Below are 16,048 nucleotides of genomic sequence, written 5' to 3'. Positions count from 1 at the left end.
TTCCGGCTCGTGTCGGCTTATGCGTGGCTTACGTTTGATTTACGCGGCTGGGTCAACCAGTTCGCTGTTCAGCTCGCCGTTTTGCTCTTCGGCAACAGCCACAAACAGCAAGGGGTTGGGGCTGGCGCGCTGGAACTCGGTCTCGCTCATCAGCAAGTCCAGCATAAGGCTGGCCAAATCGTCGGCCAGAGGGTCGACCATGGGATTTTTTTCTTGATTCACGATTTTGCGGTAGCAGCCGCATTCATCGCAGGTTTCGGCCAGCACTTCTTCGCCAGCACCTTCAAGGCCCTGGTAGTGGATGCCCTTGGTGGATTCGCAGTGTGTGCACTTGACGCGCACGGTATGCCATTCGCAGGCGCAGGTGCCGCAATGTGCGTAGCGGTGACCTGCCATCTTGCCGCCGATGCGCACCACGCTGGCCACAGGCTCGCTTGCGCAGATGGGGCAAATGCTGGCGGGGTCGGTGTAAGGGACGTCGCGGGGGCTGAGGTTGGCTGAGCGCTTGGCAAAGGTGACTTGCAGCGCTGCCATGATGAAGGGGGCCATGCCTACGTGGCGGGCGGCAACTTCTTTTTGCAGCAGCTTTTTAGCGATGTCGGCACGTGCTTCAGGGGCCAGGGCGCGCAGCTCTTGGAGCAGGGGCTGCAGCGGCGCGGGCAGGCCTTCGCTGCCTTGCAGCGTGTCGAGCATATTGTCCAGCACGGTTTGCCAAACGGCGTCGATGGTGTCGACAGCGGGCAGCAAAGGCATGGAGTGCGCCTGTGCGCGGGCGATGAGCTCTGCATCAGGGGCAGTAACTTCTAGGCCGGCAACAGCTTTGTGCTGTGCGTCCATGATTTGCGCGACGAACAGTAGGTAGTCGGCAATGGGATTGCCATCGGCCAGTTGGCGCAGGCGTGCAGCGCGTTCAGCGAACAAGCTACTAACTTGAGGCAGCAAGATACGGGGAAAGCTGGTGTGATCCAGTGCTTCAATTTCACCGGGTTGCAGGATGCGTTGCATATTCATTCCCAAAAAGTAAATGGCCGCCGACCACCATGATGGAGGTCGGCGGCTTCATTCAGGCGCAAGGCCTGAAACCGACTAAGGCAATTACTTGTCTTTTCCGGTGACCTTGTTGAACCACAAGGGGTGGTGGTAACGTGCCCAAGCACGAGTCACAGTTCCGCGAGTCATGGCGCGGATGGTGCCCTTGGTCCAGATCGCGGCATAAATATGCGCAATGATCAGACCGATCAGGCCAAACGCGCTGATGGCATGCACCAAAGAGCCGATGCGAACAACGGTCACGGGGAGGTTCCACCAAGAGCGCCACATCAGCACACCAGTGACCGTCAGGCCAAGCATGCACGCCACCAACAACCAAAAGAGAACCTTCTGGCCGCCGTTGTATTTCTCAACGGGTGGCATTTTGTCATGGTCACCATTGACCAGCGCGCCGACGTTCTTGAGCCATTCCACATCGCGTTGTTTGATGATGTTCAGCTGCCAGAAGCGGAAGAACATCAAGACAAAGCCGACGGCCATTACGACGCCGATGTAGGGGTGCAAGATACGGGTCCAAGGACCACCACCGAACAAGTTCGTCATAAAGAAGAACGAGGGGTGGAAGAACGCCAGACCGGACAGAGCCAGCAGCACAAAGCTGATAGCTACTACCCAGTGGTTGATGCGCTCACCGGCGGTGTAACGGACGATGTCACGAGATTTACGGGTGCTCATGTGCGATCCTCCTCACGCTTGGCTGCACGGTTTTCTTCCTCTTCCAGCTCCTCAGGCACTTCCATAGGGCCCTTGGTGATGTAGTGGAAGAAGCTACCAACGGCGGCTGCGCCGAGTGCGGCCAAAGCCAGAGGCTTGGCAACACCCTTCCACAGCGCGACCATGGGGCTGATGGACGGATCGTCCGGCAGGCCCTTGTACAGCGAAGGCTTGTCCGCGTGATGCAGAACATACATCACGTGTGTGCCGCCCACACCTGCTGGGTCGTACAGGCCAGCCTTTTCGTAGCCGCGTTCCTTCAGGTCCACGACACGACGAGACGCTTGTTCCTTCATGGCATCTTTAGTGCCGAACTGGATAGCGCCTGTAGGGCAGGTCTTGACGCAGGCAGGTTCCTGGCCAACAGCCACGCGGTCCGAACACAAGGTGCACTTGTACGCCTTGTTGTCCTTCTTGGAGATGCGTGGAATGTTGAACGGACAGCCGGTCACGCAGTAGCCGCAGCCCACGCACTGGTCTTGCTGGAAGTCCACGATGCCATTGGCATATTGGACGATAGCGCCAGGCGAAGGGCAAGCCTTCAAGCAGCCTGGGTCTTCGCAGTGCATGCAGCCGTCCTTGCGGATCAGCCACTCCAGATTGCCTGTAGCTTCGTTTTCGTACTCGGTAAAGCGCATGACAGTCCACGAATCGGCCGTGAGGTCGGTCGGGTTGTCATAAACGCCAGCAGCCAAAGTGCCGACTTCGTCGCGCAGGTCGTTCCACTCCATACATGCGGTTTGGCAAGCTTTGCAGCCAATGCATTTGGAGACGTCGATCAGCTTGGCGACTTCACCGCTATACGCTTCGCGTTGGCTTGGCGCAGGAGTTGTGGTCGCCGAGCGGCGCTTGATATCAAGAGACATGGTTGAAGACATCAGCTACTCCTTATGCCTTTTCGACCTTGACCAGGAAGGTCTTGGACTCAGGTGTGTTGCTGTTGCCATCGCCAATCGATGCGGTCAGGTTGTTGGCCAGATAGCCCTTACGACCTGTCGTCGAGAAGCCCCAGTGGATAGGTACACCCACGTGATGGATTGTCTTGCCGTCGATCTTCATCTCTTTGAGGCGCTTAGTCACCACGGCAGCCGCCTTGATGAATCCACGTGCAGAAGAAACTTTGACCTTTTGGCCGGTCTCGATACCCAACTCCTTGGCCAGCGATTCACCAATTTCCACAAACTGCTCAGGCTGAACAATGTTGTTCAGCTGAACGTGCTTGGTCCAGTAGTGGAAGTGCTCGGTCAAGCGGTAAGTCGTACCCACATGTGGATATTCCTTAGGATCGCCTGCTGTGCCCTTAGTCGATTCCAAGATACGCGCTGCGGGGTTGATAACGGCCAGCTTGTTTTCTGGGTACATCGGGTTGTAGCCCAATGGGTTATCAAACGCTTCGTAGTGCGTTGGGAATGGACCTTCGTTCAAGCCCTTGCGAGCGAAGAAGCGAGCCACACCTTCGGGGTTCATGATGAACGGGTTGATGACTTCGGGGTCCAAAGTCACACCAACGTCTGGTACATCCGGGCCAACCCACTTAGCGCCATCCCACTTAACAAGGACGCGCTTTGGATCGAACGGCTTACCTTGACGGTCAGCAGAGGCACGGTTGTACAGCACGCGGCGGTTAGCCGGCCATGCCCAAGCCCAGTTCAGCGTGTTGCCTATGCCAGAAGGGTCGCTGTTGTCGCGGCGGGCCATTTGGTTGCCCGACGAAGTCCAGCAACCAGTCCAAACCCAGCAGCCGCCGACGGTGGAGCCGTCATCGCGCAGTTCACCAAAACCACCCAACTGCTCGCCAGCCTTGCGGATAACGTTGCCGTTAGCGTCCTTGACGTCTGCCAGCGCACGACCGTTGTATTCCTTGGCGATTTCTTCCGAGGATGGGTGTGCAGGCTGGGCGTAAGGCCACCACAGGTTCTTGATGGGGTCAGGGAACTTGCCGCCATCGGCCTCGTACATCTTCTTCAGACGCAGGTGCAGGCCCGACATGATTGCGATGTCGGTCTTGGCCTCTCCTGGTGGCTCTGCAGCCTTCCAGTGCCACTGCAGCACGCGTGAAGAGCTCACGACTGCGCCATCTTCTTCAGCGAAGCAGGTGGTGGGCAGGCGGAACACTTCGGTCTGGATGGATGCGGAGTCCACATCATTGAACTCGCCGTGGTTCTTCCAGAACTCGGAGGTTTCAGTGACCAGAGGATCCATGATCACCAGGAACTTCAGATTGCTCAGCCCCTTGCGAACATTGTTCGAGTTGGCCAGCGATGCCAATGGGTTAAAGCCTTGGGCAATGTAGCCATTGACCTTGCCTTGCACCATCAGGTCGGCAACTTGCAGCATGTCGTACTGCTTGTCCAACTTAGGCAAATAGTCATAAGCCCAGTTGTTTTCAGCAGTCGCTGCAGGGCCGTACCAAGCCTTCATCAGGCTGACGTGGAACTTGGGCGTGTTCGACCAGTAGTTCATCTGACCGGGGCGCATCAGCTTAGGTGTGCGTGAGTCGATGAACTTGCTGTACTCTTGCTCCGCTTCATTTGGAAGCGTCAGGTACCCGGGAAGCGAAGCAGACAGAATGCCCAGGTCAGTCAGACCTTGGATGTTGGAGTGGCCACGCAGCGCGTTCATGCCGCCGCCAGCAAGACCGATATTGCCGCAAAGCAACTGGATCATGGCGCCCGTACGCAGCATCTGTGCGCCGGTGGTGTGCTGTGTCCAGCCCAGGGCGTACATGATGGTTGCGACACGACCTGCTTGAGCAGTCGAAGCAAACTTTTCGGCCACATGCAGGAACTTTTCCTTGGGTGTGCCGCAGATGCTTTCCACCTTTTCAGGGGTGTAGCCTGCGTAGTGGCGCTTGAGCCACTGGTACACACTGCGGGGGTGCTGCAGCGAGGGGTCAGTCTTCACAAAGCCGTCTTCACCCAGCTCGTAATCCCACGACGATTTGTCGTAAGTGCGAGTCTCGGGGTTGTAGCCAGAGAAGATACCTTCGTCGAACGCAAAGTCTTCGCGCACGATGTACGAGAAGTCTGTGTAGTTCTTAACGTATTCGTGGTGAATCTTGTCGTTGGTCAACAAGTAATTAATGATGCCGCCCAGGAACACGATGTCCGAGCCCGAACGGATAGGGGCGTAGAAATCGGCGACCGATGCGGAGCGGTTGAAACGCGGATCCACCACCATGAAGTGAGCCTTGTTGTGCTCTTTAGCTTCGGTGACCCACTTAAAACCACAAGGATGAGCTTCTGCTGCGTTACCACCCATTACCAGGATCACATCAGCATTTTTGATGTCAACCCAGTGATTGGTCATGGCTCCACGGCCAAACGTCGGGGCAAGACCTGCCACCGTCGGGCCGTGTCAGACACGTGCTTGGTTATCGAGCGCCAGCATGCCCCATGAACGGGCTACTTTGTGTGTGACGTAACCGGCTTCGTTGCTGGAGGCCGAAGCGGCCAGCATGCCAGTGGTGAGCCAACGGTTAACCGTCTGGCCTTTTTCATTTTTTTCAATGAAGTTGGCGTCGCGGTCGTCCTTGAGGAGCTTGGCAACACGGCTCAGAGCATCATCCCAGGAGATGCGCTTCCATTCGGTCGAGCCGGGAGCGCGGTACTCTGGATACTTGAGGCGGTTGGGGCTGTGAACGAAGTCCAGCAGCGAAGCACCCTTGGGGCACAGTGTGCCGCGATTGACCGGGTGATCCGGGTCGCCTTCCACGTGCAGTACTGACAGATGGGCGTTCTTAACGCCATCACCCAAGGAGTACATCAAAATTCCGCAGCCTACTGAGCAGTAGGTGCAGGTCTGGCGAGTTACGGTGGTGGCTGACAGTTTGTACTGTCGCACCTCAGCAAGAGCAGCTGTGGGGGAGAAACCCATCAGAGCCAAGCTCGAACCCGCCAGAGTCGAACCAGTCACTTTCATGAACTGGCGTCTGGAGAATTGGACCATTGTGGGGTACCTTTTCGGTTGAACGCTTATGTGAAAACAGATTTTACGACTTGTTCCTTTTTTGATAGCAGTCGCTAACCCTTAAAAGTTGAGTGGTTCTGAGCGTCTTTGATTGTTTAAATTCGTTTTTGTTTTTTTCAATCAGACCTATATTGAATAGCTATGACTTATTCTGCTTGTTGTTGTTTGAGTTTTCAGTATTTTCTGAAATTTCATTAATCGTCGAATTTGATTCGTTTTGCAATTCATTTGGAATGAAGGCATTGGTTTGAATAATGCTTTTTCGAGCGAGTTCATCACGCAGTTGTTTCTCTTCTTGTTCTTGCATGGTGGTAAATAATTCCCACGCAGCCATGAACAATGCTGCAATAGCGGGGCCGAGGACAAAGCCCGAAAGCCCAAACAAGGCCATGCCGCCCAGGGTGGAGATCAGCACCACATAGTCCGGCATTTTGGTGTCCTTGCCAACCAGTAAGGGGCGCAGAACGTTGTCTACCAAGCCGATCACCAAAATTCCGTAAGCGGCTAAAACAACACCCTTGGTGGCGTCGCCAGTGGCGAAGAAGTAAATCGCAACAGGGCCCCAGACCAGGCCAGCTCCTACAGCGGGCAGCAAAGATAGAAAAGCCATGACCACGGCCCATAGCACGGCGCCTTGGATGCCGAGAATCCAGAAAATCAAACCACCGAGAGCGCCTTGAGCCGCAGCCACAGCCAAATTGCCTTTAACGGTGGCGCGAATGACTGTGATGAATTTGATAGCAAGCTCTCGTTTATGGTCGTGCGCTAAAGGGGTGGCGGCCCAGATGCGGGCGACCAATGCTTTGCCGTCTCGCAGCAAAAAGAAGATGAGGTACAGCATCACGCCAAAGCCCACCACAAAGCCTAGCGTGTTCTGTCCCAAGCCTACGGCCTTGCTTGCGGCAAGCTTGCTCGCTTCCAAGGCGACATTGGAGAGCTTGGTCTGAATTTCACTCAGCGTGCCTAGGTGCAGCTTCTCCATCCACGGCGTCATCCAAGAGGGCATGGCGTTGAAAATTTGTTCTACATAGCTGCCTGCTGACAGGTTGCCGCTGTTGATGCGTTCATAAATAGCGGCGGTTTCCTTGATGAGCGAAAGACTGATCAAGGTCAGTGGAAGAATCACCATTACCAGACTAATTAGCAGGGTCGCAAGAGCTGCTAGCGTGGGTTTTTGAGGCATGCGCACCAGCAGCTTGCGGTGCAAAGGAGCAAAGACGATGGCAAATACAACACCCCAGAAGATGGCAACGACATATTCTTGTAAAACCAAGCCGAAACCAAGAGTGACTGCTATCAAAAGAAGAATAAATGCACGTTTGTGAAGGGGCAGAAGTGGCATACGAATCCAAGTTTTTGAGATTCACGCAATGTAAGCGAGTACTCGGTGTGTAAACAGCATGTCTTTTATAAGACTCAAGCTTTGAACGGTGGCACAATGACTCCCGCAACTTCAGGCCCTTCCCATGCCACAGTCGCATCCGCCAATCGGTACAGCCGTGTCGCGGAAGGTTCTACAAACCAGCTAATGCTTTCTTCAGGAGAGCGGAGGTCAGCGCAATATGAGTGATCAATCATCGATCTATCAAGCCTATGAAGGCAATACTTATCTTTTCGGCGGCAATGCGCCTTATGTCGAAGAGATGTACGAAAGCTATTTGGCTAATCCCAATAGCGTCCCCGATTCATGGCGCGAGTATTTCGATGCTCTGCAGCATGTGCCAGCCGTCGATGGTACGGACAACAAGGATATCCCTCACCTGCCAGTGATCAATGCTTTTGCCGAACGTGCAAAGCAAGGCGGCACCAAGGTGGTTGTGGCTTCTGGCGCAGACTCCGAGTTGGGTCGCAAACGCACAGCAGTGCAGCAGCTGATTGCTGCTTACCGCAATGTGGGCCAGCGCTGGGCTGATCTGGATCCTCTGAAGCGCACCGAGCGCCCCGAAATTCCTGAGCTGGAGCTGTCGTTCTACGGCTTCACCGATGCCGACCAAGAAGTGGTATTCAACACCAGCAACACCTTCTTCGGCAAAGACACTATGACTTTGCGCGAGCTGGTCAATGCTCTGCGCGAAACGTACTGCGGCACTTTGGGTGCTGAGTACATGTATGCCACCGATCAAAACCAAAAACGCTGGTGGCAGCAGCGCTTGGAGTCCATTCGCTCCAAGCCCGTCTTTAATGCAGACGAAAAGAAGCGCATTCTGGATCGCTTGACCGCTGCTGAAGGCCTAGAGCGCTACCTGCACACCAAGTATGTGGGTCAGAAGCGCTTCTCGCTGGAAGGCGGCGAGTCCTTCATTGCTGCGATGGATGAGCTAATCAACACGGCTAGCGCCTTGGGCGTACAAGAAGTTGTGATCGGTATGGCTCACCGCGGTCGCTTGAACGTGCTGGTGAACACCTTGGGCAAAATGCCTAAGGACTTGTTCGCTGAGTTCGATCACACAGCGCCTGAAGACCTGCCTGCTGGTGACGTGAAGTATCACCAAGGCTTCAGTTCTGACGTGTCTGCCAAGGGCGGCCCCGTTCACCTGTCGCTGGCGTTTAACCCTTCTCACCTAGAAATCGTCAACCCCGTGGTTGAAGGCTCGGTGCGTTCGCGTATGGATCGTCGCGATGACCCTCAAGGCAAGCAAGTGCTGCCTGTGCTGGTGCACGGTGATGCCGCTTTTGCCGGTCAGGGCGTGAACCAAGAAACTCTGGCTCTTTCCGAAACCCGTGGCTACACCACAGGCGGTACGGTTCACATCATCATTAACAACCAGATCGGTTTCACCACCTCTGACCCCCGTGACCTCCGTTCGACCACGTATTGCACGGACATCGTGAAGATGGTTGAGTCGCCTGTTCTGCACGTCAACGGTGATGATCCTGAAGCCGTGTGTCTGGCTATGAAGCTGGCGATGGACTTCCGCATGGAGTTCTCCAAGGACATCGTTGTTGATATCGTCTGCTTCCGCAAGCTGGGTCACAACGAGCAAGACACTCCTGCGCTGACACAGCCTCTGATGTACAAAAAGATCGCTGCCCACCCCGGCACGCGCAAGCTGTACGCAGACAAGCTGGCCACTCAAGGCTTGGGCGAAACGCTGGGCGACGACATGGTCAAGGCCTACCGAGCTGCGATGGATGCAGGTCGTCACACACAAGATGTGGTGCTGACCAACTTCAAGAGCAAGTACGCAGTGGACTGGAGCCCATTCGTTGGCAAGACTTGGACTGACGCTGGCGACACCGCCATTCCTTTGGCTGAGTGGAAGCGTCTGGCCGAGAGAATCACTACCCTGCCAGCCAGCGTGAACCCTCACGCGCTGGTCAAGAAGGTGTATGACGATCGCGCAGCCATGGGCCGTGGCGATGTGAACATTGACTGGGGCATGGGCGAAACCATGGCTTTCGGCTCGTTGGCTGCTTCGGGCTTCCCCGTGCGTCTGTCGGGTGAAGACTCTGGTCGCGGCACCTTTACCCACCGCCACGCTGTGGTTCACGATCAAAAGCGTGAAAAGTGGGACGAGGGCACCTACATCCCTCTGCAAAACGTGGCTGACAACCAAGCCCCGTTCGTCGTGATCGACTCCATCTTGTCTGAAGAGGCAGTGCTGGGCTTTGAATACGGCTACGCATCGAACGACCCCAACACCCTGGTGGTGTGGGAAGCCCAGTTCGGCGACTTCGCCAACGGCGCTCAAGTTGTGATCGACCAGTTCATCGCCTCCGGTGAAGTCAAGTGGGGTCGTGTCAACGGCCTGACTCTGATGCTGCCACACGGCTATGAAGGCCAAGGCCCTGAGCACAGCTCAGCCCGTCTGGAACGCTTCATGCAGCTGGCTGCTGACGCTAACATGCAGATCGTGCAGCCTACAACGGCCAGCCAGATCTTCCACGTGCTGCGTCGTCAGATGGTGCGCAACCTGCGCAAGCCACTGATCATCATGACTCCCAAGTCGCTGCTGCGTAACAAGGACGCAACTTCGCCTCTGTCCGAGTTCACCTCTGGTGGCTTCCAGACCGTGATTCCTGAGCAGAACGAGGCCATCGTCAAGAACGCTGCCAAGGTCAAGCGCATCGTCGCTTGCTCGGGCAAGGTGTATTACGATCTGGTCAAGAAGCGTACGGAGAAAGAAATTGATGACGTGGCTATCATCCGCGTCGAACAGGTCTACCCCTTCCCGCACAAGGCATTCGCTGCCGAAGTGAAGAAGTACTCCAACGCGACTGACATCGTGTGGTGCCAGGATGAGCCACAGAACCAAGGTGCTTGGTTCTTCATTCAGCACAATATTCACGAAAACATGCGTGAAGGCCAAAAGCTGGGCTACTCCGGTCGCGCTGCGTCCGCTTCGCCTGCTGTGGGTTACTCGCATCTGCACCAAGAGCAACAAAAGGCACTGGTGGAAGGCGCATTCGCCAAACTCAAGGGTTTTGTTCTGACCAAATAAGGCAGTCAAACCGCTTCTCTACGTTTGTTCGTATCAGACAAAACACTTTTGGAAAGAAATAAAATGGCTATCGTTGAAGTCAAAGTCCCCCAGTTGTCCGAATCCATCGCTGAAGCAACCATGCTGACCTGGAAAAAAAAGGTTGGCGAGGCAGTGGCTGTGGACGAAATCCTGATCGAAATCGAAACCGACAAGGTCGTGCTCGAAGTGCCTGCTCCTTCGGCTGGCGTGATCACTGAAATCCTGCAAGGCGACGGCGCAACCGTGATCGCTGAGCAGCTGATCGCTAAGATCGACTCCGCAGCTGTGGCTGGCGCTCCTGCTGCCGCTCCCGCCGTTTCGGCTCCTGCTGCTGCCCCCGTGGCTGCTGCAGCTCCTGCTGCCGACAAGAGCGGTGTGGCGATGCCTGCTGCTGCCAAGATTTTGGCCGACAACAATCTGTCCACAGCGAATGTGGCTGGTTCCGGCAAAGACGGCCGCGTGACCAAGGGTGATGCGCTGAACGCAGTCAAGACTGGCGCAGCCGCTCCTGCTGCAGCTCCCGTGGCTCAAGTGGCTGCTGCTCCCGCTATTTTGGGCGAGCGCCCAGAGCAGCGCGTGCCTATGACACGTCTGCGTGCCCGTATTGCTGAGCGTCTGCTGCAGTCGCAAGCCACCAACGCCATCCTGACCACGTTCAATGAAGTGAACATGGCTCCTGTGATGGACATGCGCAAGAAGTTCCAGGACTCCTTCACCAAGGAACACGGTGTGAAGCTGGGCTTCATGTCCTTCTTCGTCAAGGCGGCTGTGCACGCTTTGAAGAAGTTCCCTGCGGTGAACGCTTCGGTGGACGGCAACGACATCATCTATCACGGTTACTTCGACATCGGTATCGCTGTGAGCTCTCCTCGCGGTCTGGTGGTGCCCATCCTGCGCAATGCAGATCAGATGAGCTTCGCCGACATCGAAAAGAAGATTGCTGAATTCGGTCAAAAGGCCAAGGAAGGCAAGCTGGGCATTGAAGACATGACTGGCGGTACTTTCTCCATCTCCAATGGCGGCACCTTCGGCTCGATGATGTCTACCCCCATCATCAACCCACCTCAGTCCGCCATTCTGGGCGTGCACGCAACCAAGGACCGTGCTGTGGTCGAAAACGGTCAGATCGTGATTCGCCCCATGAACTATCTGGCACTGTCTTATGACCACCGCATCATCGACGGCCGCGAAGCTGTGCTGAGCCTGGTCGCCATGAAGGACGCGCTGGAAGATCCATCCCGTCTGCTGTTTGATCTGTAATTTTTCGCAGGTCTCAATTCGATAAGGCCCACCACCAAAAGCGGTGGGCTTTTTTGCAGTTAAACAGAGTAAAGATTTCAATCATGAGCAAGCAATTTGACGTCGTCGTGATCGGCGCAGGCCCTGGCGGCTACATCGCAGCGATCCGTGCTGCACAACTGGGTTTCAACGTCGCCTGTATCGACGAGTGGAAGAACGCTGCGGGCGGCGCTGCTCCTGGCGGTACCTGCACCAACGTGGGTTGCATCCCCTCCAAGGCGCTGCTGCAGTCTTCCGAGCATTTCGAACATGCCGAGCTGCACTTTGCTGACCACGGCATCTCGACTGGCAAGGTGGAGATGGATGTGGCCAAGATGATCGCCCGCAAGGAAGCGATCGTGAAGCAAAACAACGACGGCATTCTGTACCTGCTGAAGAAAAACAAGGTTACGTTTTTCCACGGCCGAGGCTCCTTTGTGAAGGCTGCTGAAGGCGGCTATGAAATCAAGGTGGCTGGCAAGGAAGAAGAAGTCATCACCGGCAAGCAAATCATTGTGGCAACTGGCTCCAATGCCCGTGCACTGCCCGGACTGCCTTTTGATGAAGAAAACGTGCTGTCCAACGACGGCGCTTTGAGCCTGAACAACATGCCTAAGAAGCTGGCACTGATCGGCGCTGGCGTGATCGGTCTGGAAATGGGTTCGGTCTGGCGTCGTCTGGGCACGGAAGTGACCGTGCTCGAAGGCATGGACAAGTTCCTGCCTGTGGTGGACGAGCAAATCGCCAAGGAAGCCAAGAAGGCTTTCGACAAGCAAGGTCTGAAGATCGAGCTGGGCGTGAAGATCGGCGAAGTCAAGGCTGGCAAGAAGGGCGTGTCTGTTGCTTATACCAACGCCAAGGGCGAAGCCCAGTCGCTGGAAGTGGACAAGTTGATTGTCTCTATTGGCCGTACCGCCAACACCATCGGCCTGAACGCTGAAGCCGTGGGCCTGGCTCTGGACGAGCGCGGCGCCATCGTGGTGGACGACCTGTGCAAGACCAACTTGCCCGGCGTGTGGGCGGTGGGCGACGTGGTGCGTGGCCCTATGCTGGCACACAAGGCTGAAGAAGAAGCTGTGGCCGTGGCCGAGCGCATCGCGGGCCAGCATGGTCATGTGAACTTCGCAACTCTGCCTTCCGTGATCTACACCAGCCCTGAAGTGGCATGGGTGGGCCGCACCGAGCAGCAGCTCAAGGCTGATGGCGTTAAGTACAAGGCCGGCACATTCCCATTCCTGGCGAACGGCCGCGCACGTGCGCTGGGCGATACGACCGGCATGGTGAAGTTCCTGGCCGATGCTGAGACCGATGAAATCTTGGGCGTCCACATGGTCGGCCCCATGGTGTCCGAGCTGATCTCTGAAGCCGTGGTGGCCATGGAGTTCAAGGCATCGAGCGAAGACATCGCCCGCATCTGCCACGCACACCCATCGCTGTCTGAATCTACCAAGGAAGCCGCTCTGGCTGTAGATAAGCGCACTTTGAATTTCTAAAGTTTCATCAGTCTTGCGCGCAGGTTTTTGACATGGCTGTGAAGTACCCGCGCGCAAGCTGAGTTTCTTTAAAATTTAGATAAAAATGGCTGCTAGCGCTTAATCTATAAGCACTAGCAGCTATTGTTTTTTGAGCATCTGAAATCTGGAGACAAGACGGTGAATGTAAAACAGGCCTATGAGGCAGAGCTGGCCGCCAAGGGTTTCAAAAGCGATCCTGCGCAATTGCGTGCCGTCGAAGCGCTGCAGCGCTGCGCTGATGAATGGACGGCCTATAAAGGCAAGCGCTCCAACGCGCTCAAAAAACTGATCAACCACCCCGACTTGCCCAAAGGCGTTTACATGTACGGGGGGGTAGGGCGCGGCAAAAGTTTTTTGATGGAATGCTTTTTCAACGCCGTGCCCATCAAGCGCAAGGTGCGTCTGCACTTTCACGAATTCATGCGCGAGGTGCACCGCGAGATGCACCTGATGCAAGGCACGCAGGACCCGCTGAGCGCGCTGGGTGCCAAGATCTCCAAGAAGTACAAACTGATCTGTTTTGACGAGTTTCACGTCGCCGATATCACCGACGCCATGATTCTCTACAAGCTGCTGGAGTCCTTGTTTGCCAATGGCGTGGGCTTTGTCACCACTTCCAACTTCATGCCTGACGGTCTATATCCCGACGGTCTGCACCGTGACCGTATCTTGCCCGCGATTGCGCTGATTAAAGAGCGTATGGAAGTGGTGAACGTAGACAACGGCACTGACTACCGCCGCCGCACCTTGGAAGACGCCAAGCTCTTCCACTGCCCGCTAGGTGCTGAGGCCGATGCGGCCATGACGGATACCTTTAACCGTCTGGCCGAAGTGCATGACGAAGAACCCGTGATGCAGATCGAGACCCGCAAGATTGCGGCCAAGCGCCGTGCGGGTGGTGTGGTCTGGTTTGATTTCCGTGAGCTGTGCGGCGGCCCGCGTTCGCAAAACGACTACCTTGAAATTGCCACGCAGTTCCATACCGTCTTGCTGTCTGATGTGCCGGAGTTGCATGTGAATATGGCATCGGCTGCGCGGCGTTTTACGCTGCTGGTGGACGTGCTGTATGACCGCCATGTCAAGCTCATCATGTCGGCTGCTGTGGCTCCTGAGAAAATTTATACAGAAGGTCCGCTATCCCATGAGTTCCCGCGCACTGTCTCGCGTTTGAATGAGATGCGCTCTAAGGAGTATCTGGCGCTGGAGCGTCGCGTTGTGGACACCCGCTTGACCTGATGTGCCAAGCAGAGCTGTCAAGCCTTGCAGCCCAGTGTTTACTAATCGCTTTAAGATACTTGCCTGTCCCTTAAGCCTTAAGTTGATGAAGATGTCTACTCACTTTGCCTTGCCAATCATTCGCCGCTTTGCTACTTTGGCACTTGCCCCAGTCGCTGCGGTCTGGATGTTTTGTGCGCCTGCCAATGCGCAGATGCCTCAGGTGCAAGGTGAAGCCCTGTTGACGCCAAAGACCGCAGCAGAGCGCCAGCAAGAGCAGCGAGAACAGTTGCACAAAGAAATCGCTGCTGAGCGCGCAGAAATCGTGAGCAAGCGAGTCGTCATCGAGCAGCAGCGCGTTGCTGACGACAAGCTTTGCTACCAAAAGTTTTCGGTTGAAAGCTGCCTTGCTGATGCGCGTGAGCAAGCCCGCATAAAAGATGCCCCGCTGCGTGCGCGTGAGTTGCAAATCAACGAGCTCGAGCGCAGACAAGCAGCAGCGGCTAGGTTGCAAAGCATTGAAGAAAAAAAGGCCGAGAAATCAGCGGTCCCCATGAAGTCGCAAAAGCGCGAGGGGGCAGACAAGCGTCAGCCCACACCCACAGGTGTGGGCGCTAAGCCTGCTGTTGATGAGCAAGCGGCTCAGGCGCTGCGCCATAGTGAGGCCCAGCAGCGCGCCAGCAAGCAGGCCGAGTATCAGCGCAGTCATGAGCTAAGCCGTGCAAAGGCCGATCAGGGCAGGGCAGAGCGTGAAGCCAAGGCCAGAGCTGAGCGTGAGGCCAAGCTAAAAGAGGCTGCTGAGCGCAAGGCTCGTTCGTTGCAGCAAGCCAAGGAGCGCGGCCAGACCGCAGCGCCGCTGCCTGCACCAGCTCCTTAAAGCGTGTTTGCTACCTCTGCGGCGATAGCTAGAAGATCGTTGCTATGCTCCTAAACCTCATCAAGCATCTGGTTAAGTTGAACGGTTTAGTTATTGATAGATTTTGCTATTAAAAGCATTGCTGCTAATGCATGTATCTAAAGCGCCTTGGCTCAATTAGCTAGCTAATTAGCAATGGCCGATAGCTTCAAAATAGCGAGTGAAAGGTTGTCGCCGCTGCCCGTGGCGCGCTGGCGGGCTTTTTCGATCAAAAATCCCGAAGCCTCCCGGGGTGAGAGTCCATTGAGCACGGTGGCTAGCTCTTGTTTGTTGAAGTAGTGCCAGACACCGTCAGAACAAGCCATCAGCGTATCGCCGGGCAGCAGTTTTTTGATGTGATGGTGAACCATGGGTGGCTCATTTTCTGAGCCAAGACACCCCAGCAAAATATTGGATTGAGGATGATAGCTGGCCTCTTCCTCAGTAAGTTCGCCGCGGTCAACTAAGGCCTGTACGTAAGAGTGATCCAGCGAGCGGTGGATAAGATGTTCGCCCCGAAAGTGATAAAGCCGCGAATCGCCCGAGTGCATGAGGTGGCAGCCGCCATCTGGCAGCAATACAAAGGCGGCGACGGTGCTGTGCGGCTCTTGCTCTGAGGAGATGGCGGTGAGGCGGATGACCATGTGCGCTTCCTGCACAATGGAGCGAAGCATCTGGGTGCAATCTTCTTTGCCGGGCTCAAAGCGCTCAAATAGTTGGCGCGAAGTGAGCATGACTTGGTCAGAAGCTTTGCGCCCACCGCTGCGACCCCCCATACCGTCAGCTACTACACCAAGAATGCAAGATTCAGAGTAGGGGTGGGCCATCAGCAAAACTTGGTCTTGCTGATATTCCCTGTCGCCACGATGAATACCCGTTGCGGCTTGGATGCGGTAGTTAGATGACATGAGTGAGGTAGAGGACTGGAGTGGCTTTTCTTAACGCCGCGT

General features: G+C 55.7%; 11 protein-coding genes. 5 read left to right on the top strand and 6 right to left on the bottom strand.

Features of this window, described 5'->3' with window-relative positions:
• Positions 1–39 precede the first annotated feature (39 nt).
• The 5 genes from fdhE to KUF54_RS07950 form a co-directional block, all read right to left on the bottom strand.
• Positions 40–1,005 (bottom strand): formate dehydrogenase accessory protein FdhE, encoded by a 966-nt coding sequence (gene fdhE / locus KUF54_RS07970; RefSeq protein ID WP_219346090.1) that lies wholly within the window; start codon positions 1,003–1,005, stop codon positions 40–42.
• 90 nt (positions 1,006–1,095) lie between these two features.
• On the bottom strand, positions 1,096–1,725 hold the full coding sequence (locus tag KUF54_RS07965; RefSeq protein ID WP_219346089.1) for a formate dehydrogenase subunit gamma: 630 nt from the start codon (positions 1,723–1,725) through the stop codon (positions 1,096–1,098).
• A complete protein-coding gene (gene fdxH / locus KUF54_RS07960) occupies positions 1,722–2,642 on the bottom strand; it encodes a formate dehydrogenase subunit beta (protein ID WP_219346088.1) in 921 nt (306 codons plus the stop codon). The genes KUF54_RS07965 and fdxH overlap by 4 nt, the downstream gene beginning before the upstream one ends.
• 10 nt (positions 2,643–2,652) lie before the next feature.
• Positions 2,653–5,712, bottom strand: coding sequence for a formate dehydrogenase-N subunit alpha (fdnG, locus tag KUF54_RS07955; RefSeq protein WP_219346087.1), 3,060 nt, complete (start codon positions 5,710–5,712; stop codon positions 2,653–2,655).
• Positions 5,713–5,872: 160 nt separating this feature from the next.
• Positions 5,873–7,075: an AI-2E family transporter gene (locus KUF54_RS07950; protein WP_219346086.1), complete on the bottom strand. Its 1,203-nt coding sequence runs from the start codon at positions 7,073–7,075 to the stop codon at positions 5,873–5,875.
• Positions 7,076–7,295: 220 nt separating this feature from the next.
• On the opposite strand from KUF54_RS07950, the gene KUF54_RS07945 reads away from it, so the two are divergent.
• The 5 genes from KUF54_RS07945 to KUF54_RS07925 all read left to right on the top strand — a co-directional run bounded on the left by KUF54_RS07945 (position 7,296) and on the right by KUF54_RS07925 (position 15,080).
• Positions 7,296–10,175, top strand: a complete 2,880-nt coding sequence (locus KUF54_RS07945; RefSeq protein ID WP_219346085.1) for a 2-oxoglutarate dehydrogenase E1 component — start codon at positions 7,296–7,298, stop codon at positions 10,173–10,175.
• A 63-nt stretch (positions 10,176–10,238) separates the two neighbouring features.
• On the top strand, positions 10,239–11,456 hold the full coding sequence (gene odhB / locus KUF54_RS07940; RefSeq protein WP_219346084.1) for a 2-oxoglutarate dehydrogenase complex dihydrolipoyllysine-residue succinyltransferase: 1,218 nt from the start codon (positions 10,239–10,241) through the stop codon (positions 11,454–11,456).
• An 83-nt stretch (positions 11,457–11,539) separates the two neighbouring features.
• Positions 11,540–12,967 carry a dihydrolipoyl dehydrogenase gene (gene lpdA / locus KUF54_RS07935; protein ID WP_219346083.1) on the top strand — a complete coding sequence of 476 codons (1,428 nt, stop codon included), beginning with the start codon at positions 11,540–11,542 and terminating at the stop codon, positions 12,965–12,967.
• 159 nt (positions 12,968–13,126) lie between these two features.
• Positions 13,127–14,224: a cell division protein ZapE gene (gene zapE / locus KUF54_RS07930; RefSeq protein WP_219346082.1), complete on the top strand. Its 1,098-nt coding sequence runs from the start codon at positions 13,127–13,129 to the stop codon at positions 14,222–14,224.
• Positions 14,225–14,309: 85 nt separating this feature from the next.
• Positions 14,310–15,080 carry a hypothetical protein gene (locus tag KUF54_RS07925; protein ID WP_255576387.1) on the top strand — a complete coding sequence of 257 codons (771 nt, stop codon included), beginning with the start codon at positions 14,310–14,312 and terminating at the stop codon, positions 15,078–15,080.
• Positions 15,081–15,244: 164 nt separating this feature from the next.
• Here the strand turns inward: KUF54_RS07925 and KUF54_RS07920 are convergent, their stop codons facing one another.
• Positions 15,245–16,006, bottom strand: coding sequence for a PP2C family serine/threonine-protein phosphatase (locus KUF54_RS07920; protein WP_219346081.1), 762 nt, complete (start codon positions 16,004–16,006; stop codon positions 15,245–15,247).
• Between the last annotated feature and the right edge of the window lie 42 nt (positions 16,007–16,048).

The organism is Comamonas sp. Y33R10-2, from assembly GCF_019355935.1.
Lineage (GTDB): Bacteria > Pseudomonadota > Gammaproteobacteria > Burkholderiales > Burkholderiaceae_C > Comamonas.
The sequence above is the reverse complement of the archived record's forward strand: the minus strand, read 5'-3'. Positions and strand labels throughout refer to the sequence as shown.